Source organism: Superficieibacter sp. (assembly GCF_032071645.1).
Lineage (GTDB): Bacteria > Pseudomonadota > Gammaproteobacteria > Enterobacterales > Enterobacteriaceae > Superficieibacter.
Window position 1 is genome coordinate 16,766 of record NZ_DAMAPU010000014.1, and the last position, 20,363, is coordinate 37,128.

17 protein-coding genes are annotated in these 20,363 nt (G+C 57.5%); 8 read left to right on the plus strand and 9 right to left on the minus strand.

Going from position 1 to position 20,363, the window contains the following annotated elements:
• Nucleotides 1-267: 267 nt before the first annotated feature.
• Genes hofQ through RT197_RS18285 form a run of 5 tightly spaced genes read right to left on the minus strand, consistent with a single transcriptional unit; the run spans nucleotide 268 to nucleotide 3,593 of the window.
• Entirely contained in the window at nucleotides 268-1,506 is a 1,239-nt protein-coding gene (hofQ, locus tag RT197_RS18265; RefSeq protein ID WP_312952569.1) for a DNA uptake porin HofQ, read from the minus strand.
• Entirely contained in the window at nucleotides 1,418-1,822 is a 405-nt protein-coding gene (locus RT197_RS18270; RefSeq protein WP_312952570.1) for a HofP DNA utilization family protein, read from the minus strand. The genes hofQ and RT197_RS18270 overlap by 89 nt, the downstream gene beginning before the upstream one ends.
• The gene (locus RT197_RS18275; protein ID WP_312952571.1) at nucleotides 1,812-2,279 is read right to left on the minus strand and encodes a hypothetical protein; all 468 of its coding nucleotides are present in this window, start codon (nucleotides 2,277-2,279) and stop codon (nucleotides 1,812-1,814) included. Before RT197_RS18275 ends, RT197_RS18270 begins: the two co-directional genes overlap by 11 nt.
• Nucleotides 2,263-2,799, minus strand: coding sequence for a PilN domain-containing protein (locus RT197_RS18280; protein ID WP_312952572.1), 537 nt, complete (start codon nucleotides 2,797-2,799; stop codon nucleotides 2,263-2,265). Before RT197_RS18280 ends, RT197_RS18275 begins: the two co-directional genes overlap by 17 nt.
• Nucleotides 2,796-3,593: a hypothetical protein gene (locus tag RT197_RS18285; RefSeq protein ID WP_312952573.1), complete on the minus strand. Its 798-nt coding sequence runs from the start codon at nucleotides 3,591-3,593 to the stop codon at nucleotides 2,796-2,798. Before RT197_RS18285 ends, RT197_RS18280 begins: the two co-directional genes overlap by 4 nt.
• Before the next feature lie 119 nt (nucleotides 3,594-3,712).
• On the opposite strand from RT197_RS18285, the gene mrcA reads away from it, so the two are divergent.
• Nucleotides 3,713-6,265, plus strand: a complete 2,553-nt coding sequence (gene mrcA, locus RT197_RS18290; RefSeq protein WP_312952574.1) for a peptidoglycan glycosyltransferase/peptidoglycan DD-transpeptidase MrcA — start codon at nucleotides 3,713-3,715, stop codon at nucleotides 6,263-6,265.
• 59 nt (nucleotides 6,266-6,324) lie between these two features.
• On the opposite strand, the gene nudE is transcribed toward mrcA, so the two are convergent.
• Nucleotides 6,325-6,885: an ADP compounds hydrolase NudE gene (gene nudE / locus RT197_RS18295; RefSeq protein ID WP_312952575.1), complete on the minus strand. Its 561-nt coding sequence runs from the start codon at nucleotides 6,883-6,885 to the stop codon at nucleotides 6,325-6,327.
• 296 nt (nucleotides 6,886-7,181) lie between these two features.
• Between nudE and RT197_RS18300 the strand changes: the two genes are divergently transcribed.
• From RT197_RS18300 to hslO, 4 genes are read left to right on the plus strand one after another with little or no spacing between them, the layout of a single operon-like run.
• Nucleotides 7,182-9,311 (plus strand): intracellular growth attenuator family protein, encoded by a 2,130-nt coding sequence (locus RT197_RS18300; RefSeq protein ID WP_312952576.1) that lies wholly within the window; start codon nucleotides 7,182-7,184, stop codon nucleotides 9,309-9,311.
• A 57-nt stretch (nucleotides 9,312-9,368) separates the two neighbouring features.
• The gene (gene yrfG / locus RT197_RS18305; RefSeq protein ID WP_312952577.1) at nucleotides 9,369-10,052 is read left to right on the plus strand and encodes a GMP/IMP nucleotidase; all 684 of its coding nucleotides are present in this window, start codon (nucleotides 9,369-9,371) and stop codon (nucleotides 10,050-10,052) included.
• Nucleotides 10,049-10,450, plus strand: coding sequence for a ribosome-associated heat shock protein Hsp15 (gene hslR / locus RT197_RS18310; protein ID WP_312952578.1), 402 nt, complete (start codon nucleotides 10,049-10,051; stop codon nucleotides 10,448-10,450). The genes yrfG and hslR overlap by 4 nt, the downstream gene beginning before the upstream one ends.
• 23 nt (nucleotides 10,451-10,473) lie before the next feature.
• Complete coding sequence (hslO, locus tag RT197_RS18315; RefSeq protein WP_312952579.1) at nucleotides 10,474-11,352, plus strand: Hsp33 family molecular chaperone HslO; 879 nt, start codon at nucleotides 10,474-10,476, stop codon at nucleotides 11,350-11,352.
• Between the two features lie 30 nt (nucleotides 11,353-11,382).
• Here the strand turns inward: hslO and RT197_RS18320 are convergent, their stop codons facing one another.
• Entirely contained in the window at nucleotides 11,383-13,125 is a 1,743-nt protein-coding gene (locus RT197_RS18320; protein WP_312952580.1) for a DUF4153 domain-containing protein, read from the minus strand.
• A 295-nt stretch (nucleotides 13,126-13,420) separates the two neighbouring features.
• On the opposite strand from RT197_RS18320, the gene pckA reads away from it, so the two are divergent.
• Complete coding sequence (gene pckA, locus RT197_RS18325) at nucleotides 13,421-15,040, plus strand: phosphoenolpyruvate carboxykinase (ATP) (protein WP_312952581.1); 1,620 nt, start codon at nucleotides 13,421-13,423, stop codon at nucleotides 15,038-15,040.
• Nucleotides 15,041-15,165: 125 nt separating this feature from the next.
• Here the strand turns inward: pckA and envZ are convergent, their stop codons facing one another.
• Nucleotides 15,166-16,518 (minus strand): two-component system sensor histidine kinase EnvZ, encoded by a 1,353-nt coding sequence (gene envZ, locus RT197_RS18330; RefSeq protein WP_312952582.1) that lies wholly within the window; start codon nucleotides 16,516-16,518, stop codon nucleotides 15,166-15,168.
• Nucleotides 16,515-17,234 (minus strand): two-component system response regulator OmpR, encoded by a 720-nt coding sequence (ompR, locus tag RT197_RS18335; protein WP_001157751.1) that lies wholly within the window; start codon nucleotides 17,232-17,234, stop codon nucleotides 16,515-16,517. Before ompR ends, envZ begins: the two co-directional genes overlap by 4 nt.
• A 223-nt stretch (nucleotides 17,235-17,457) precedes the next feature.
• On the opposite strand from ompR, the gene greB reads away from it, so the two are divergent.
• Nucleotides 17,458-17,931, plus strand: coding sequence for a transcription elongation factor GreB (gene greB, locus RT197_RS18340; RefSeq protein WP_312952584.1), 474 nt, complete (start codon nucleotides 17,458-17,460; stop codon nucleotides 17,929-17,931).
• Between the two features lie 97 nt (nucleotides 17,932-18,028).
• On the plus strand, nucleotides 18,029-20,347 hold the full coding sequence (locus RT197_RS18345; protein WP_312952585.1) for a Tex family protein: 2,319 nt from the start codon (nucleotides 18,029-18,031) through the stop codon (nucleotides 20,345-20,347).
• Nucleotides 20,348-20,363: the final 16 nt, after the last annotated feature.

A 20,363-nucleotide genomic window follows, 5' to 3' on the forward strand; every position in this document is an offset into this window, starting at 1 on the left:
CGTTAATGATAAACCTGCTTGCAGACTTCCAGCGGTGCAGGAAATGAACTGAAACCTCTTATGCGATAGAGCGAGAGTCAGACTAAAAATTATCTCAATACTCAGACGGGTTTGGCAACTGAATAAATTACCTTGCGCGAGTAATCATCACTTCTGCGTTAGTCGCTTAGTGACTCTCAAATCGGTACTCCTTGTATGCTAAATCCTCTCCCACGTCAAACGCCGGACGCGGGTTTCATACAAAAACGTGGTAACAAAAAAAGGCATTCAGGCTCCCGGAACCAGGCGGGGCGTAATGAATACTACCAGTTCACGACGTTCATTGTCTTTTCCGTCGTGACGAAAAAGTTGCCCCAGCCACGGGATATTGCCGAGTAGCGGGATGCTGTCGCTGGCCGATTTATTTTTTTGCGAGAAGATCCCGCCCAGCGCCAGCGTTTCTCCGCTTTTGACTTCCACCTGGGTTTCAATCTCTTGTTTATCAATGGTTAACACTTCACCATCGGCCTGCTGGAGTACCTGGCCCGGCATGTCCTGGCTGATGCGCAGCTTCAGACGAATGCGGCCTTTTTGCAGCACCGTCGGTGTGACTTCCATACCCAGCACCGCCTCTTTGAACTCCACCGACGTCGCCCCGCTCTCGCCGCTGGACACCTGATAGGGGATTTCGCTCCCCTGTTTGATACTGGCAGGCTGAAGATGCGCGGCCAGCAGGCGCGGGCTGGCGATAATATCCAGTTGCTGCTTCTGCTCCAGCGCGGAAAGCTCCAGTTCAAGCAGGCGACCATTGATGCGCCCAATGTTAAACCCGACGCGAGCGGTGGCTCCGGCGACGGATAAATCGCCGTTAAGCGTAGTCATTTTTCCCGCGCCCGGCGAAACTTCCGCATCGGCGAGATTCCATTTCACGCCCAGCTCACGCAGGCTTTTTTCATTAATAGTGACGATATGCGCCGCCAGCTCCACCTGATCGACCGGCAGATCCATTTCATTCACCCAGCGCTTTAACGCCGCCAGGTTGTTTTGATCGTCGCGCAACAGCAGCCGGTTCATGCGTTTGTCGACGGTCATTGTCCCGCGCGACCCAAGGAGTTTTGCCCCGGCTTTCGCCAGTTCGTCGGCGTCGGCATATTGCAAAGTGATGCTGGCGTCCGCCAGCGGTAAACTCTGCTGCTGGCGCGCGCGATCGGCTTCCTGCCGGGCAAGCCGCGCCGCCTGCCACGCCTGCGAATGGACGTGCAGAATTGCGCCCTCCTGACGCAGAATCAGCCCGGCGCTGCCGACCACCGTTTGCAGCGCCTGCTTCCACGGCACGTCATTGAGGCGTAGCGACAGCGTTCCGCTGACGTCCGGCGCAATCACCAGATTTTGCCCTTCCAGATCCGCCAGCGTTTGTAAAATCTGGGCGACGGGAACGTCATCCACCACCAGCGTTACCGGCTTTGGTTTTTGTGCCCACACCAGCGGGGTGACGATCAGCAACAGAATGGCTGTCCATTTTTTCATCTTTTTTTCCTTCCCTTGACCAGACCCAGCGTGCCGGATCGCATCCGGGACCGGTTTCAATCTCAATACTCTGTGGCGCGATCCGCACGATCCGCCAGCCTGTGGGCAGTTCGCTACCCGTCTCCACGCGCTGCCATTTTCCCTCAGGATTGCGTACCAGCCCGATCAGCCGGGGCCAGCGCGCTATCGCGCCCTGATAGTACCACTGCGTAAGCTGTGCCTTCCGGCAGCGGTCTTCCGGCGGCTGAAAAGGGTCGCGCATCCCCGTTATCAGCGGCAGCGCGATAAGCAATACCCTCCAGCACTTAACCGCCATCGTCCGACTCCAGTTGCAGAGTGAAATTCAGGCCGCCCTCGCCCGGCCTGATGGAAAACGCCGTTGCCGCCATACCGCGCTGCGCCAGCGCCGGAAAGACTTGCGGTACGGCCTGCCACGCGGTTTCCAGCGTCATGACACCGCCCTTTTCCGCAGGTTGCCAGCTCACCAGCCGCGCATCAGCGATGTGAAAGTCGAGCGGTGAGAAAGGCAGCGCGGGCGGCGGGCGGCGAGACAGCATCTCGTCCGCAGGCGCAGAAACCCGTGCCTCACGCCAGCGAGCGGCGAGGTACTGCTGCTGAAGATGCGCCTGCTCCCACGCCGCTGCCATTTGCTGCCGGGGCGGAAGCAGCCAGAAAAGCCACGCCGCGCCCGCCAGTAGCAGCGTGCTGACCAGCCAGCACAGCCCGCGCGCCCATGGCGGCAATGCACACCAGCGTTCAGGGCTGAACGTCATGATGAATCTCCCTGATCAGCTGATAGCTAAACTGCCAGCGGCCCTGTGGGTCGCGCCCGGTGTTGCCCGGCCTTATCGCGTGAAAGTCGGGCAGCATTTGCAGCGCCTCATCCGGCGCTTTTAGTGCCGCAAAGGTATTAGCGTGGCCGGCCAGCGTCAGCGAATCCTGCTGCACCTGAAGCTGTGTCAGCCAGGCCTGCTCCGGCAAACGCCCGGCGAGCGTTTCCAGCGTTTGCTGCCAGCGCCGTGTCATCCGCCGCTGTTGCTGACGCGCCCGTTGCTGCGTCCGGGCATCCTGCTGCTGGCGCAGTTGGGACTGCCGCTGTGCCAGCGCGTCGGTCAGCGTCATGCTGGCGCGCAGCCACAGGTTCTGGCTTTGGATCAGCGCCAGCTCTTCGCTGCGCAACGCAAAAGTGGACGTTAAAAGGATCAGCAAAGTGCCCACTCCGCACAGCCCCCAGAATCGCCAGCAGCGCTGCGCTCGCGCCTGCCGCCACGGAAGTAAATTCACCGTCGTCATGCGGATTTGCCTCCCAGCGCCAGGCCCAGCGCGATGGCGAACGCATCGCCGCTCGCCGGGAGCGGGGGCTGCTGAAAGCTTAGCGCGCACCACGGATCAAAATGGGGGGATGGGATTGAACGGGCGGTACACTGCACCAGTTCGCGTTCCTGATAGCCCAGGCTGCTGGCCAGCCGCGCTACACAGGGGGTCTCGCTGAGTGCGCCACTTCCCCAGCCAGTCTGCGTCGCCCACAGCCAGCGCTCATCATCCTGCCAGGCCAGACAGCGTTCTTCAGCGGAAAGCCAGGGTAAAAACTGTTGCAGCGCACAGGCATCCGGGGTGATGGCCGCCAGTTGCAGACGCAGCGTTTTCGTCAGCCCGGTCAGCACGGCGATGTCATGATTGCGGGCGGCGGTGATGCTGTAGAGGTTGTCCTGATCGCGTTCACAGTAGTCAAAACAGAGCGCGTCCGGGTCCATATCCAGCGACTGCGCCATAGACCCGGCGATCCATTCCGCCTGCTCGCTTTCCCGCAGGCGCAGCGCCGGGCGTGGCAGCGTTTTTTGTAGCGTCCTGCCCGCCGGAAAAGCGATGTGAACGCGGTGCTGGATCGGCAGTTCCCGCCGCCAGTCGCGCAGCGCGTCGGCCAGCCCCTGCGGCTCCATAATTTGCCCCTGCCGGACGATGCCGGACGCCAGCGGAATACACCACCAGCGCCGCAGCGACCAGCGGTTGCGCACCCGCTCAAGCGCAATGATAACTATCTGTTCCTGCTGAATATGTATCCCTGTTTGCCAGAGTCGAAACGCCATAGAAAACGATCTCCTTATCGGCCGTCAAATGACGGCTATATCAATGCATCTGGCTTGCCTTTATACTACCGCGCTGTTGTTTATAAACTGCCCACACCTGACTAAATGAGAAATCCTCGGTGAAGTTCGTAAAGTATTTATTCATCCTTGCAGTTTGTTGCATTCTGCTGGGAGCTGGCTCGATATACGGCCTCTACAAATTCGTTGAGCCGCAGTTGCCTGACGTCGCCACGCTCCGCGATGTTCGTCTGCAAATTCCGATGCAGGTCTACAGCGCAGACGGTGAACTGATGGCGCAGTACGGCGAAAAGCGCCGTATCCCAGTCACGCTGGCGCAAATGCCGCCGGAAATGGTGAAAGCCTTCATCGCCACCGAAGACAGCCGTTTTTATGAGCACCACGGCGTCGATCCGGTCGGTATTTTCCGTGCCGCCAGCGTCGCGCTGTTTTCCGGTCGCGCCTCGCAGGGGGCCAGTACCATTACCCAGCAGCTGGCGCGTAACTTCTTCCTTAGCCCGGAACGCACTCTGATGCGTAAAATTAAAGAAGTCTTCCTGGCGATCCGCATTGAGCAGTTGCTGAGTAAAGATGAAATTCTTGAACTGTATCTGAACAAAATTTATCTCGGCTATCGCGCCTACGGCGTCGGGGCCGCCGCGCAGGTCTATTTCGGCAAGCCCGTTGAGCAACTCACCTTAAGCGAGATGGCGACGATTGCCGGTCTGCCGAAAGCGCCGTCCACCTTTAACCCGCTCTATTCGCTGGATCGCGCCACCTCACGCCGCAACGTGGTGCTGTCGCGGATGCTGAGCGAAGGTTATATTTCGCAGGATCAATACAACGCCGCGCGTAGTGAGGCTATTGATGCGAACTATCACGCCCCGGAAATCGCTTTCTCCGCGCCTTATCTGACCGAACTGGTGCGCCAGGAGATGGTCACTCGCTACGGCGAGCAGGCTTATGAAGACGGCTACCGCGTTTACACCACCATCACCCGCAAGAATCAGCAGGCCGCGCAGGATGCGGTGCGCAATAACGTGATGGATTACGACATGCGTCATGGCTATCGCGGCCCGGCCAACGTACTGTGGAAAGTGGGCGAAGCGGCGTGGGACAACCAAAAAATCACCGATTCGCTGAAAGCGCTGCCGACCTACGGTCCGCTGGCTCCGGCGGTGATTGTCTCTGCCTCGCCGCAGGAAGCGACCGCGATGCTGGCTGACGGCACTTCCGTTGCGCTGCGTCTGGAAGGCGTTCGCTGGGCGCGACCGTGGATTTCCGATACCCAGCAGGGGCGCACCCCGGTCAAAGTGACCGACGCGGTGCAAACCGGCCAGCAGATATGGGTGCGTAAGGTAAACGACGGCTGGTGGCTGGGACAGGTTCCTGACGTTAACTCCGCGCTGGTGTCGATCAACCCGCACGACGGCGCGGTGCTGGCACTGGTCGGCGGTTTTGATTTTAACCAGAGTAAATTTAACCGTGCGACGCAGGCGCTGCGTCAGGTTGGCTCGAACATTAAGCCCTTCCTCTATACGGCAGCGATGGACAAAGGTCTGACCCTGGCGAGTATTCTGAACGACGTGCCCATCTCCCGCTGGGATGCCGGTGCCGGTTCCGACTGGCGTCCGAAGAACTCTCCGGCAGAATATGCCGGTCCGATTCGCCTGCGTCAGGGGCTGGGCCAGTCGAAGAACGTGGTGATGGTACGCGCGATGCGTGCGATGGGCGTCGATTACGCGGCGGAGTATCTCCAGCGCTTCGGCTTCCCGGCGCAAAATATCGTGCATACGGAATCGCTGGCGCTCGGCTCCGCCTCCTTTACCCCGATGCAGGTGGCGCGCGGCTACGCGGTGATGGCTAACGGCGGCTTTCTGGTTGACCCTTACTTCATCAGTAAAATCGAGAACGATCAGGGCGGCGTGGTTTTCACCGCCCGGCCGAAAGTGGCCTGCGCCGAATGCGATTTACCGGTGATTTATGGGGAAACGCAGAAATCCAACGTGCTGGAAAACAAAGACGTTGAAGACGTCGCCACATCGCTGGAGCAAAAAAATCTGGCGGTGCCGATGCCGCAGCTGGAACAGGCAAACCAGGATCTGGTGGCCCGCACTGGCGCGCCGGAATATGCCCCGCACGTCATCAATACGCCGCTGGCATTTTTGATGAAAAGCGCGCTGAACAGCAACGTCTTCGGCGAACCGGGCTGGCAGGGTACGGGCTGGCGTGCCGGGCGCGATTTACAGCGCCATGATATCGGCGGCAAAACCGGCACCACCAACAGTTCAAAAGATGCGTGGTTCTCCGGCTATGGTCCGGGGGCGGTGACGTCGGTGTGGATTGGCTTTGACGATCATCGCCGCGATTTGGGGCGTTCCACCGCGTCCGGGGCGATTAAAGATCAGATTTCCGGTTACGAAGGCGGCGCGAAAAGCGCCCAGCCTGCCTGGGATGCCTTTATGAAGGTGATCCTCGACGGCGTGCCGGAAGAGCCGCTGACCCCGCCGCCCGGCGTGGTGACGGTCAATATCGACCGCAATAGCGGGCAGCTCGCCAACGGCGGCAACAGCCGCGCGGAGTACTTCATTGAAGGCACCCAGCCGACACAACAGGCGGTGCACGAAGTGGGGACGACGCTTATTGATAACGGCGAAACCCACGAACTGTTCTAAAGAAAACGCCCGGCGATATCAGCCGGGCGTTTTTTTATGCGCAGGAAACACCGGCGCAATTACAGCCGCCCCTGCCCCTTCAGCCATTCGCGGACTAAAAACAGCGCGCTGACGTTGCGCGCTTCGTTAAAGTCCGGCTCTTCCAGCAGATCCATCAAATGCGCCAGCGGCCAGCGAACCTGCGGCAGCGGTTCCGGCTCGTCGCCGGGCAGCGATTCCGGGTATAAATCTTCTGCCACCAGGATATTCATTTTGCTGGAGAAATAGGACGGGGCCATGCTGAGCTTTTTCAGAAAGGTGAGATTATTTGCGCCAAAGCCCACTTCTTCTTTCAGCTCGCGATTACCCGCCTCAAAAACGGTTTCACCCGGATCGATAAGCCCTTTCGAAAAGCCCAGTTCGTAGGATTCTGTCCCCACCGCGTATTCATAAATCAGGATCAGATGATCGTCGACGATTGGCACAATCATTACCGCCTCTCGCGTGGAGGGACGCATTCTTTCGTACACCCGACGCTCGCCGTTGCTGAATTCAAGATTCACGCTTTCGACGTTAAAAAGGCGCGAGCGGGCAACGGTTTCGACGCTGAGAATGGCTGGTTTTTGTAATGGTTTACTCATTGTGCAAGTCTTTACTGGGGTGACAGGCGTTATTGTGCGACATGCCGCACGGTTTCGGCAATTCAAATTGCTATTTCTTTACATTTTCGTAACGTCTTTGGCCAATCCTGTTTTGACCACAAAAGTCAAGAGGTTGAAATGCAATTGAGAATTTGCTGATATTCGCCCGGAAATGGCTTTGCTACCATCGCGCGTTGCGGAATAACGGGTTAATTCTTGCGCTCTGCGTCAGGCGTGCTGCCACTGACTTACGTAACCCTCCATAAGACCTGTAAGAAAAGTAAGATAGGAAAAGCATGAGCACCTTTTTAATTTTTTTTGCTGCTGTGCTGGCCTGCGTGCTGCTTGCAGGATGGTTTTTCAGACATAAATTGCATCGGCATCACCTGCCCTGGCTGCATACTTTTGCCAGCGCCAGCACGCGCAAGCTGACCGCAGAAGAACAGAGCGCCGTCGAAAACTATCTTGCCAGCTTAAGCCGCATCCAGCAGATGCCCGTTTCCGGTGCCAGTGCTCCTCCCGTCTCGCTGAGTCTTAATGCGCAAAGCCAGACCGTGATGATGCTGACGCGCTCCATTACGCGCTACGGTATCAGCGCCGACGATCCTAATAAATGGCGCTATTTTCTCGACTCCGTGGAAGTTCATCTGCCCCCGTTCTGGGAGCAGTATATTAATGACGAAAACAGCGTGGAGCTGATTTATACCAGCTCCCTGCCGCTGGTTATTGCGCTCAATGGCCATACTTTAAATGAGTATATTCAGGAGGCGCACGGCTACGCGCTGGAGCGCCCGGCCTCCACGGAAACGTCTATTCGCGGTGAAGAAAGCGAACAGATTGAACTGCTGAATATTCGCCAGCAAACGCGGGAAGAATATGCGCTCAGTCACCCCGACGGCCTGCGCGAAGCTATTTTTATCGTCGCCTCTTTCCTGGTGATGTTTTTCTGCCTGATTTCACCGGACGTTTTTTTGCCGTGGCTGACCGGCGCGGCAATTCTGCTGATGGCCGCCGGGCTGTGGGGACTGTATGCCCCGCCGATGAAAAGTATGCTGCGCGAAATTCACTGCCTGCGCGGTACGCCCAAGCGCTGGGGATTGTTCGGGGAGAATAATCAGGAGCAGATCAACAATATTTCGCTGGGCATTATCGATCTGATTTACCCGCGTCACTGGCAGCCGTGGATCACCCAGGATCTGGGCCAGCAAACCAATATTGATATCTATCTTGACCGTCACGTCGTGCGCCAGGGACGTTTTTTGTCGCTGCATGATGAAGTCAAATATTATCCGCTTCAGCACTGGCTGCGCAGTTCGGTGATTGCCGCTGGCGCGCTGCTGGTTGCGCTGATGCTGTACATCAGCGTGCCATTAGAAATGCCGTTTAAATTTACCCTTTCCTGGCTGAAAGGCGCGCAAACGGTGGAGGCCACCAGCGTCAAGCAGCTTGAGGAGAAAGGCGTGCGCACCGGCGATACGCTGCACCTCCAGGGGAGCGGGATGTGTAGTATCCGCACGCCCGCTGGCTGGAACAGCCGTTCCAGTTCGCCATTTACCCCTTTCGACTGTTCGCAAATTGTCTGGAACGACGCGCCGCCGCTGCCGTTGCCGGAGTCGGAAACCGTCAATAACGCCACGGCGCTGATGCAGGCCATTAACCGGCAGTTGCACCCTGGCCCGGAAGAAATCACCCGCGTCAGCCCGGCGCTGCGCTCGGCGATCCAGAAATCAGGGATGGTGTTGCTGGATGATTTTGCCGATATCGTGCTGAAAACCCAGCAGCTTTGCGGTGCGCCGGATGGGTGCGTGCGTCTGAAAAATGCGCTGGTTAATCTCGGCAATACCAAAGACTGGGACGCGCTTACTAAGCGTGCCAGCGCGGGCAGGCTGGACGGCGTTAACGTTTTGCTGCGTCCGGTAAGCGCGGAGTCACTGGAAAATATGGTCACCACGACCGCCGCGCCGTTCGTGACCCGTGAAACGTCCCGCGCGGCGCAGGCGCTCAACAGCCCGGCTCCCGGCGGTTTTCTTATCTCCAGCGATGAAGGCAGCGATTTAGTCAATCAGCCTTATCCGCCGGTGGCGCTGTACGATTATCCGGCGCATGAACAATGGGGCGAATTCCAGCGGCTGGCGGAAATGCTGATGCACACGCCGTTTAGCGCAGAAGGGATCGTGACCAAAATGTTTACCGATGCTAACGGCACTCAGCATATCAGCCTGCACCGCATCCCGGATCGCGCGGCGCTCTGGCGTTATATTGGCACCACGCTGCTGATGATAGCGATGATTGTTTGCGCACTTTATAACGGCGTGCAGGCGATCCGCCGCTACCAGCGGCACCGCATCCGGCTGGCAAAAATTCACAAATATTATGAAAGCTGTCTGAATCCGGTTTTGATCCCCTCCCCGGATAAGCTCTCCTGATTCTGAACGGCGGCAGTTGTGGTACGCTGTCGCCTTTCTTCTGGCTGGAGAGTCATCATGCATTTGGCTATCGACTGGCAGGAGGTCGACACTGTCCTGCTGGATATGGACGGCACCCTGCTCGACCTCGCCTTTGACAACTATTTCTGGCAGCAGCTGGTCCCGGAAACTTACGGCGCGGCGCGCGGTGTCACCTCGCAGGAAGCCCAGGAACTGATCCGCCAGGAGTACAGCGCGGTGCAGCATACGCTAAACTGGTACTGTCTGGATTACTGGAGCGAACGTCTGGGGCTGGATATCTGCGCCATGACCACCGCGCAGGGTTCGCGTGCGGTGCTGCGTCAGGATACGATGCCGTTCCTGGAGGCGCTGAAAGCCTGCGGCAAAAAGCGTATTTTGCTCACCAATGCGCATCCGCACAATCTGGCGGTCAAGTCAGAACATACCGGGCTGGCCGCGCACCTTGATTTATTACTTTCCACCCACACATTTGGTTATCCGAAAGAGGATCAGCGACTCTGGCAGGCGGTAAGGCAGGAAACCGGTCTTGATCCTGCGAGAACGCTTTTTATTGATGACAGCGAGGCGATTCTGGATGCTGCGGCACAGTTTGGTATTCGTTACTGCCTCGGCGTGACTAACCCCGACTCCGGTCTGGCGGATAAATGCTATCTGCGCCATCCGGCGCTGAACGACTACCGGCGTCTGATCCCCTCACTCACCGTGAAGGAGGTGCCATGAAAGAAAAACCCTCTGACGATGTCAGGCTGGACAAATGGCTGTGGGCCGCGCGCTTTTATAAAACCCGCTCGCTGGCCCGCGAAATGATTGAAGGCGGTAAAGTTCACTATAACGGGCAGCGCAGCAAGCCGAGTAAAATCGTCGAGCTGAATGCCACCCTGACGCTGCGCCAGGGCAACGACGAGCGCACGGTGATTATAAAATCGATCACCGAGCAGCGTCGCCCGGCGACGGAAGCGGTGGCGCTCTATGAAGAAACCCTGCAAAGCGTGGAGAAGCGGGAGAAAATCGCGCTGGCCCGCAAGATGAATGCCCTGACCATGCCGCACCCCGACAGGCGACCGGATAAAAAAGAACGCCGCGACCTGATGAGATTTAAACACGGCGAAAACGATTAGTTTCGCCCGCGAGAGAGACCACTATGACTCAACACGATCAACTGCACCGTTACCTGTTTGAAAATTATGCCGTGCGCGGCGAACTGGTTACCGTGTCGGAAAGCCTGCAAGAGATCCTTGCCAATCACAGCTACCCGCTGCCGGTGCAGACCGTTCTTGCCGAGCTGCTGGTCGCCACCAGCCTGCTGACGGCGACGCTGAAATTTGACGGTGATATTACCGTACAGCTTCAGGGCGATGGCCCGATGAATCTGGCAGTGATTAACGGTAACAACCGTCAGCAGTTGCGCGGCGTGGCGCGTGTGCAGGCTGAAGTGCCGGAAAACGCCGATCTGAAAACGCTGGTCGGCAATGGCTATCTGGTGATCACAATCACCCCGGACGAAGGCGAGCGCTATCAGGGCGTGGTCGGGCTGGAAGGCGATACGCTGGCAGAATGCCTGGAAGATTATTTCATGCGTTCCGAACAGCTGCCGACGCGGTTGTTCATTCGTACCGGTGAAGCGGACGGTAAAGCGGCGGCTGGCGGGATGCTGCTCCAGGTGCTGCCTGCCCAGGACGCGCAGAAAGACGATTTCGATCATCTGGCTACCCTGACCGAAACCATCAAAGCCGATGAGCTGTTCACCCTGCCCGCGAACGACGTGCTGTGGCGTCTGTATCATGAAGAAGAAGTGACGCTTTATGAGCCGCAGGCGGTGGAATTCAAATGCACCTGTTCACGCGAGCGCTGCGCGGGCGCGCTGAAAACGCTGCCGGATGAAGAGCTGGACAGCATTCTGGCGGAAGACGGCGAAATCGATATGAACTGTGATTACTGCGGCAATCACTACATTTTCGACGCGATGGATATCGCGGAAATCCGCAATAACGCTTCGCCTGCCGATCCGCAGGTGCATTAATAAAGAAAGGGGCAGCGATGCCCCTTCTCATTAGTTAGCGTAATAATCGAGATCTATCCGCTCGCCGTTAATGCTGACATCCTGCCATTTTTTCGGCACCGTGCCCACTTTCCCCTGTTTAAACGCCTCCAGTACCCTGGCCTGGTCCATTTTTTCCGGCAGCGACATACCGTATCCCGCCCTGTCCCAGCCCTTATCACCTCGTTTCAGGACAGTTAAGCTACCGCGATCAAAATCAAACAGCAGCCATTCCGCTACGCCGTCACTGTTTAAATCCTGCGCCATCAGCAGACAATTTTTTGCCTCGCGGCCGCAGGTCTGCACAAGATCGTTCTGGCGGATGAGAAAAGCCCACAGCGCGTTGTCAGGCTCCCCGAAGCGCGTCGCCAGCGTAATATTGCGCCGCAAAACGTGCTCCGTAAGCGGCTGGAGAGTTGTCGGTCGGTTGTTGTCCAACGCTATGTCCAGCCAGCGTCGGCGTTCGGGGTCGCTGATGAACGTCATGTCTTTTCGCAGGCTGCGCAGCGCATCAAAACCCCGGCGGCCTCCTTCTTGCAGCTCGTAAAGCGTGAGATCTTTTGCCGATGTCTGTCCGCTATGATAGCGCGCCATCTGGCTGTTCACGCTGATCCGATAGCGGTCGAGCACCGGTGAATGCAGCAGGATTAGCAGTACCAGCATCAACAGCGTTACGCTCTGATTCACGATGCCCTGCACGGCGAGCGGCTGCCGCTGACGCGGTGATGCGCTGATGGCATAGCCAATCGACCAGGCAATCGCCACGCCGGTGGTCACGGCTGCGAACAAACGCTCCTGCGTCCAGCCATACTGTGCAACCCGCGCCCATACGGCCCACGCGGCCAGCAGGGTCAACACAGGCAGCAGGACCAGCGAAGTCCGTACCAGCCAGCGCAGCGGCGCAGGCAACGGCAGCACCGGTTTATCCGGCATCCACACCATCGCAGTCAACACCAGCAGCATAAACGTCAGGGTGTTCAGCAGTCCCGCCGCCGAAACCTGCCCGGAAAGCGTTTTCAGCCCGACAAAAGGCAGCGTTACGGTGAACAGCAGGACGACCAGCGCGGTTAACGGCAGCAGGCCAACGGCCAGCATTCTGAGCAGATTCTGCACCGCCAGCATCAGCCGCGCCTGCCCACGTGCGCGGATCACCACCAGCGCGCATATCAGCCCGGTCGACAGACAGAAAAACCAGCAGGTTTCGAAGAAAAGCTGGTGAAAGATCTTCAGACTGAGCATTTCAAACAGCGATGACCATAAATAAAGCACCAGCCAGAACAGGCCGAGGGCAATCGCGAGCAGCAGCACCGTCAGCCCGTTTTGCCAGAAATGCTGACAAAATAAAGCGTAGCCCGCGTTAAAACGTCCGGTTTGCAACCGCGCCTGAAACCACGGCAGGAACAGCAGCGCCATGATCACCAGCAAAAAGCCGTACATCGCGAGCGTGTCACCGCGTTGCCAGACGGTTTCCGATTGCAGGTTCCACCTCAGCCATGCGCCCATCGCGCAGACCACGATCATGACCAGCGCCACGCCGACCCACAGCGCACGCTGGCGGAAGTTCTCCACCGCAAACAGCAACGTGCCGGAGAGCGCAAGGGTGCCCATCATGCCATACAGAAAAATAAGGCTCTGGTTCTCCAGTCCCTGCGCCTCACTCATGCGCAGCAAAAAATAGCAAAGTGCGCCCTGAAGAACGCCCGCGCCGATCATGCCGAAGCGCGTGGTACGAGAAAGCGTGTTGATGTTGTCCATTATCCTTTCCGTGAATGAATTAAAAAATCCTGAAACTCTTACGTAATTTACTTACGTGAATGCGATTACACTCACAAAATACCCGATATATCCTCTGCCATTTCAGCTTTCTGAAACACATTCCGCATAAAAATGTTATTTATTACCATAATCGTCCCGTTTGTGTCAGGAGAGCCAGTATTTTACCGATATTTAGTTTTCTTCGGATACGCAAATCTATGAAGCCCGTCGCGGTTAATCGACCCGGAACAACCCTACAATTCGAGGCAGTACATATTAGCTAAGGAGTAGTGAAATGCGCGTTAAAGAATTAACCCCGCAGGATCTCAAGGCTTATGGTATCAACGACGTTCAGGAGATCGTTTATAACCCCGACTACGATACGCTGTATCAGGAAGAGCTTAGTCCGAATCTGGAAGGATACGAGCGCGGGGTGTTAACGGATTCTGGTGCTATCGCCGTCGACACCGGGATTTTCACCGGACGTTCGCCGAAAGATAAGTATATTGTGCGTGATGACACCACCCGCGATACCGTGTGGTGGTCCGATAAAGGTAAAGGTAAGAACGACAACAAGCCGCTCTCACCGGAAACCTGGCAACATCTGAAGGGACTCGTCACCCGTCAACTCTCTGGTAAGCGCCTGTTCATCGTTGACGCCTTCTGCGGTGCCAACGCGGACACCCGCCTGTCGGTGCGCTTTATCACTGAAGTGGCCTGGCAGGCGCACTTCGTAAAAAACATGTTTATTCGTCCTTCCGATGACGATCTGGCCGATTTTACGCCGGACTTTATCGTGATGAACGGCGCAAAATGCACCAACCCGCAGTGGAAAGAACAGGGGCTGAACTCGGAGAACTTTGTCGCGTTTAACCTGACTGAACGCATCCAGTTAATTGGCGGCACCTGGTACGGCGGCGAAATGAAAAAAGGTATGTTCTCAATGATGAACTACCTGCTGCCGCTGAAAGGAATTGCCTCCATGCACTGCTCGGCGAACGTCGGCGCAGAAGGCGATGTGGCAGTGTTCTTCGGTCTTTCCGGCACCGGCAAAACCACGCTGTCCACCGATCCAAAACGCCGCTTAATCGGCGATGACGAGCACGGCTGGGACGACGACGGCGTATTTAACTTCGAGGGCGGCTGCTACGCCAAAACCATCAAGCTCTCCGAAGAAGCCGAGCCAGATATTTATCACGCCATTCGCCGCGATGCGCTGCTGGAAAACGTCACCGTGCGTGACGACGGTTCCATCGACTATGATGACGGTTCGAAAACCGAGAATACCCGCGTTTCCTACCCGATTTATCATATTGAAAACATCGTCAAGCCAGTGTCTAAAGCGGGTCACGCAACTAAAGTGATCTTCCTGACCGCCGACGCGTTTGGCGTTCTGCCGCCGGTTTCGCGCCTGACGGCTAACCAGACCCAGTACCATTTCCTGTCCGGCTTCACCGCCAAGCTCGCCGGGACGGAGCGCGGGATCACCGAACCGACCCCGACCTTCTCCGCCTGCTTCGGCGCAGCATTCCTGTCGCTGCACCCGACGCAGTATTCCGAAGTGCTGGTGAAACGGATGCAGGCTGCGGGCGCGCAGGCTTATCTGGTTAACACCGGCTGGAACGGGACCGGCAAGCGTATTTCCATTAAGGATACCCGCGCGATCATCGACGCCATCCTCAATGGTTCGCTGGACGATGCCGAAACCTTCACCCTGCCCATTTTCGATCTGGCGGTGCCGACCAGCCTGCCGGGTGTCGATACGAAGATCCTCGATCCGCGTAATACCTATGGGTCCGTTGAGCAGTGGCAGGAAAAAGCCGAAGCGCTGGCGAAACTGTTTATCAGTAATTTCGAGAAATATACCGATACGCCAGCGGGCGAAGCGCTGGTCAGCGCCGGTCCGAAGCTGTAATCAGGTCGTCGTTTGAAATCAACCCTCTTCCTGGCGGAAGAGGGTTTTGTTTTATGGGGGGAACGTACTTTTTCAGCAACAGATATGACGTCTGTTTACCTGCCCGACTCATCAACCCGGACAGATTAAACGTCTTTCACCACGCCGCCTGAGCGCACGACCGGCACCGGGAGCCAGGCACGGATCGACAGGCCACCGCGCTCGCTGGTGCCGATTTCCAGCATCCCGTTATGGTTATCAATAATGCGCTGCACAATCGCCAGCCCTAACCCCGTTCCGCTGGTGCTGCGGGCGCTGTCGCCGCGCACGAACGGCTGGAACAGGTGCTTGCGCTGTTCCGGTTTAATACCGGGGCCGTCGTCTTCGACCTGGAACCAGGCGCGGTTGGCTTCGCTGCCGCTGCTGACTTTGATCCAGCCGTTGCCGTAGCGGGCGGCGTTGACCACCATATTGGCGACCGCACGCTTGATCGACAGCGGATGCATCCGTACTTCGATCTCGCCCGGCTGGAGATCGGTATCAATTTCACGCTCGTAGCCGCTTTCGGCTGCCACCACTTCGCCCAGCACGCCGTTGAGATCCGCCAGCTCCAGCGGCATTTCCTGCCCGGTGCGCAGGTAGTCGATAAACTGCTCGATGATGGCGTTGCACTCTTCGATATCTTTGTTGATCGACTCGGCAAGATAGCCGTCCTGCTCGCCCATCATTTCGGTCGCCAGACGGATGCGGGTCAACGGGGTGCGTAAATCGTGGCTGACCCCCGCCATCAGCAGGGTACGGTCGTCGGCAAGCTGCTTCACGCCCGCCGCCATATGGTTGAAGGCGCGGGTAACGGAGCGCACCTCCGACGCGCCGTATTCGCGCAGCGGCGGCGGAATAATCCCTTTCCCAACCTGCAACGCGGCGTGTTCGAGATCGACCAGCGGTCGGTTCTGTATTCGGATAAACAGCCACGCGCCGCCAATCGCCAGCAGCATAATCGCCAGCGTGTAGCGGAACAACGGGGAGAAATCGCCCTGATGGATTTCGGTCAGCGGAACGCGGACCCAGATGTTGGGTGATAGCCAGGTTTTCAGCCAGACCACCGGCGAGCTTTTGTTGACCTCGACGCGCACTTCCGTCGGGCCGCCCAACTGCTGCGCCATCTGCTGACTTAAGAATTCGTAATGCTGCGCCCAACGCAGACCTGCATCTTCCGCCGCTTCGTCAGAATAGAGGGAGATGCCCAGCTCGCGGTAGATCTCGCGGCGAAACGCCGGGGGAACCACCAGTTGCGTACCGTCCTCCAGTTGCAGTTTATCGGTCATCAGCATACGGACTTCGTACGCCAGCACCTTATTAAACTGCTGAAGGCTCGGCAAAATGGCGAAGTTCAGCACCACCAGATACGTCGTCACCAGGCTGACAAACAGCAGGGTGACGATCAGTAACAGCGTGCGGGCAAAAGAACTTCGTGGCGAAAGGCGCATTCGCCTCATGCTTTAGAACCGTCCGGCACGAAAACGTAACCCAGACCCCAGACGGTCTGGATGTAGCGCGGATGCGCCGGATCTTCTTCCACCATGCGGCGCAGGCGGGAGATTTGCACGTCAATCGAACGCTCCATCGCCGAATATTCACGGCCACGGGCGAGGTTCATAAGCTTGTCGCGCGACAGCGGCTCGCGCGGGTGGCTGACCAGCGCTTTCAGTACCGCGAACTCGCCGCTGGTTAACGGCATCGGTTCGTCTTCGCGGAACATCTCGCGGGTGCCGAGATTGAGCTTAAATTTACCGAAGGCAATAACCGCTTCTTCCTGCGACGGCGCGCCCGGCAGTTCGTTGGCCTGACGGCGCAGCACCGCGCGAATACGCGCTAACAGTTCACGCGGGTTAAACGGTTTCGGGATGTAATCATCAGCGCCGATTTCTAACCCAACGATGCGATCCACCTCTTCCCCTTTCGCCGTGACCATAATGATCGGCATCGGGTTACTCTGACTGCGCAGGCGGCGGCAGATAGAAAGACCGTCTTCCCCCGGCAGCATGAGATCCAGCACCATCAGGTGAAATGATTCGCGGGTTAACAGGCGGTCCATCTGCTCGGCGTTGGCGACGCTTCGAACCTGGAAACCCTGCTCGGTCAGATAACGTTCCAGCAGCGCCCGCAGACGCATATCGTCATCTACAACCAGGATCTTATAATTCTCTTGCATGGTTTTAACTCCCAAAGGTTCGCAAAACTCGTGATAGCGTATTCTTAAAAAAGGACACGTTTGCCACCAGCAAAATCTGGTATAAATTTCAGGCTAAATTGTTACAAAGCATATTTAACAGCAGCTTAAGTATACACATAAGCATACGCCACATTATTTGTTCTGTCGGCAGGCTCGCGCGTGACGTATTGTGCGCAGGATCGGAAAAAGAAGGTAAAGCCAGATGAAAACGCCGCTAATTACGCGTGAAGGGTATGAAAAGCTAAAAAAAGAGATGGATTATCTCTGGCGTGAAGAGCGCCCGGAAGTCACCAAAAAAGTGACCTGGGCGGCGAGCCTCGGCGATCGCAGTGAAAACGCCGATTATCAGTACAACAAAAAGCGGCTGCGTGAGATAGACCGACGCGTGCGCTACCTCACCAAATGTCTGGAAAATCTCAAAATCGTCGATTACTCGCCGCAGCAGGAAGGCAAAGTCTTTTTCGGCGCGTGGGTGGAAGTGGAAAACGATGACGGCGAGGTGAAGCGTTTTCGCATCGTGGGCTACGACGAAATTTTTGGCCGTAAGGATTACATCTCCATTGATTCGCCAATGGCGCGGGCGCTGCTAAAAAAAGAGGTCGGCGATCTGGCGGTGGTGCAGGCACCCGGCGGAGAGATGAACTGGTACGTTAACGAAATCGAGTATGTAAAATAGCGCCGGAACAGTCCGAAGCCGCCGTCTGCGGCTGGCATTTTTGCCTGCCAGTCCGTATAACTATCCGCTGATTTTTGACCTCAAGATGATACTAGCCATGTTGAATGATTCGCTCTGCCGCATTATTGCGGGTGAACTTCAGGCCAGAGCCGAACAGGTAGAGTCTGCCGTTCGCCTGCTTGATGAAGGGAATACCGTGCCGTTTATTGCACGTTATCGTAAGGAAGTCACCGGCGGGCTGGACGACACGCAGTTACGCCTGCTGGAAACGCGTCTCGGCTATCTGCGCGAACTGGAAGAACGCCGTCAGGCCATTCTCAAATCCATCGGCGATCAGGGCAAACTGACCGACGAACTGACCCGCGCCATTAACGGCACGCTCAGCAAAACAGAACTGGAAGATCTCTATCTTCCGTATAAGCAAAAGCGCCGCACGCGCGGTCAGATTGCCATTGAAGCCGGGCTGGAGCCGCTGGCGGACCTGTTATGGCGCGAACCGTCTCACGACCCGGAAACCGAAGCCGCGAAATACATTGACGCCGATAAAGGCGTGGCGGACAGCAAAGCCGCCCTGGACGGCGCGCGCTATATCCTGATGGAACGTTTTGCCGAAGACGCTGCGCTGCTGGCAAAAGTGCGTGACTATCTGTGGAAAAACGCGCATCTGGTCGCCACCGTTGTCGCGGGCAAAGAAGATGAAGGCGCGAAATTCCGCGATTACTTCGATCATCATGAACCTGTCTCTTCCGTCCCCTCTCACCGCGCGCTGGCGATGTTTCGCGGGCGCAACGAAGGCGTACTGCAACTGGCCCTCAATGCCGATCCGCAGTTTGACGAGCCGCCGAAAGAGAGCCACTGCGAACACATCATTATCGACCATCTCGGTCTGCGCCTGAACAACGCACCGGCGGATAGCTGGCGTCGCGCGGTAGTGAGCTGGACCTGGCGCATCAAGGTGCTGATGCATCTGGAAACCGAACTGATGGGCACGGTGCGCGAGCGGGCAGAAGACGAGGCGATTAACGTTTTCGCGCGTAACCTGCACGATCTGCTGATGGCCGCTCCGGCTGGCCTGCGTGCCACGATGGGCCTCGATCCGGGCCTGCGCACCGGGGTAAAAGTGGCCGTGGTTGACGGCACCGGCAAACTGGTGGCGACCGATACCATTTATCCGCATACCGGTCAGGCGGCGAAAGCCGCGGTCGCGGTGGCGGCGCTGTGCGAAAAGCACAACGTCGAACTGGTGGCGATTGGCAACGGTACGGCCTCACGCGAAACCGAGCGTTTCTTCCTCGACGTACAGAAGCAGTTCCCGAAAGTGACGGCGCAGAAAGTCATCGTCAGCGAGGCGGGCGCATCCGTGTACTCGGCGTCAGAACTGGCGGCGCTGGAATTCCCGGATCTGGATGTGTCGATTCGCGGCGCGGTGTCTATCGCCCGTCGCCTGCAAGACCCGCTGGCAGAGCTGGTGAAAATCGATCCGAAATCGATTGGCGTGGGCCAGTATCAGCATGACGTGAGCCAGAGCCAGCTTGCCCGCAAGCTCGACGCGGTCGTGGAAGACTGTGTGAACGCCGTCGGTGTGGATCTCAACACCGCCTCCGTGCCGCTGCTGGCGCGCGTAGCCGGTCTGACCCGCATGATGGCGCAGAATATCGTCGCCTGGCGTGATGAAAACGGCCAGTTCCACAATCGCCAGCAGTTGCTGAAAGTGAGCCGTCTGGGGCCGAAAGCTTTTGAACAGTGCGCGGGCTTTCTGCGTATCAATCACGGTGATAACCCGCTCGATGCCTCTACCGTTCACCCGGAAGCCTATCCGATTGTTGAACGAATTCTGGCGGCAACCGAGCAGTCCCTGCGCGATCTGATGGGCAACGGCAGCGAACTGCGTAACCTGAAAGCGTCCGATTTTACCGACGAGCGCTTCGGGGTGCCGACGGTGACCGACATCATCAAAGAGCTGGAAAAGCCGGGCCGCGATCCGCGTCCTGAATTCAAAACCGCAACGTTTGCCGACGGCGTGGAAACCATGAACGACCTGCTGCCGGGAATGATCCTTGAAGGCGCGGTCACTAACGTCACTAACTTTGGTGCGTTCGTGGACATCGGCGTTCACCAGGACGGGCTGGTTCATATTTCCTCGCTGGCGAATAAGTTCGTTGAAGATCCGCACACCGTGGTGAAAGCGGGCGATATCGTGAAGGTGAAAGTGCTGGAGGTGGATCTGCCGCGTAAGCGCATCGCCCTCACCATGCGCCTGGACGAGCAGCCAGGTGAAACCAACGCCCGTCGCGGCGGCGGCGCGCGTGAGCAAAACAGCCGTCCGCAGGCGAAACCACGCGCACGCGAAGCCCAGCCAGCCGGTAACAGCGCGATGATGGATGCGCTGGCAGCGGCAATGGGTAAAAAACGCTAACCGTCTGCTGACTTAT

Bases quoted from the DNA above. Each gene is read 5' to 3' on its own strand.
- nudE (WP_312952575.1), bottom strand. From the start codon at position 6,885: ATGAGTAAACCATTACAAAAACCAGCCATTCTCAGCGTCGAAACCGTT.
- RT197_RS18270 (WP_312952570.1), bottom strand. From the start codon at position 1,822: ATGGCGGTTAAGTGCTGGAGGGTATTGCTTATCGCGCTGCCGCTGATA.
- RT197_RS18285 (WP_312952573.1), bottom strand. From the start codon at position 3,593: ATGGCGTTTCGACTCTGGCAAACAGGGATACATATTCAGCAGGAACAG.
- hslR (WP_312952578.1), top strand. From the start codon at position 10,049: ATGAAAGAAAAACCCTCTGACGATGTCAGGCTGGACAAATGGCTGTGG.
- RT197_RS18275 (WP_312952571.1), bottom strand. From the start codon at position 2,279: ATGACGTTCAGCCCTGAACGCTGGTGTGCATTGCCGCCATGGGCGCGC.
- RT197_RS18345 (WP_312952585.1), top strand. From the start codon at position 18,029: ATGTTGAATGATTCGCTCTGCCGCATTATTGCGGGTGAACTTCAGGCC.
- hslO (WP_312952579.1), top strand. From the start codon at position 10,474: ATGACTCAACACGATCAACTGCACCGTTACCTGTTTGAAAATTATGCC.
- envZ (WP_312952582.1), bottom strand. From the start codon at position 16,518: ATGAGGCGAATGCGCCTTTCGCCACGAAGTTCTTTTGCCCGCACGCTG.
- hofQ (WP_312952569.1), bottom strand. From the start codon at position 1,506: ATGAAAAAATGGACAGCCATTCTGTTGCTGATCGTCACCCCGCTGGTG.
- pckA (WP_312952581.1), top strand. From the start codon at position 13,421: ATGCGCGTTAAAGAATTAACCCCGCAGGATCTCAAGGCTTATGGTATC.
- yrfG (WP_312952577.1), top strand. From the start codon at position 9,369: ATGCATTTGGCTATCGACTGGCAGGAGGTCGACACTGTCCTGCTGGAT.
- RT197_RS18280 (WP_312952572.1), bottom strand. From the start codon at position 2,799: ATGACGACGGTGAATTTACTTCCGTGGCGGCAGGCGCGAGCGCAGCGC.
- RT197_RS18320 (WP_312952580.1), bottom strand. From the start codon at position 13,125: ATGGACAACATCAACACGCTTTCTCGTACCACGCGCTTCGGCATGATC.
- RT197_RS18300 (WP_312952576.1), top strand. From the start codon at position 7,182: ATGAGCACCTTTTTAATTTTTTTTGCTGCTGTGCTGGCCTGCGTGCTG.
- ompR (WP_001157751.1), bottom strand. From the start codon at position 17,234: ATGCAAGAGAATTATAAGATCCTGGTTGTAGATGACGATATGCGTCTG.
- greB (WP_312952584.1), top strand. From the start codon at position 17,458: ATGAAAACGCCGCTAATTACGCGTGAAGGGTATGAAAAGCTAAAAAAA.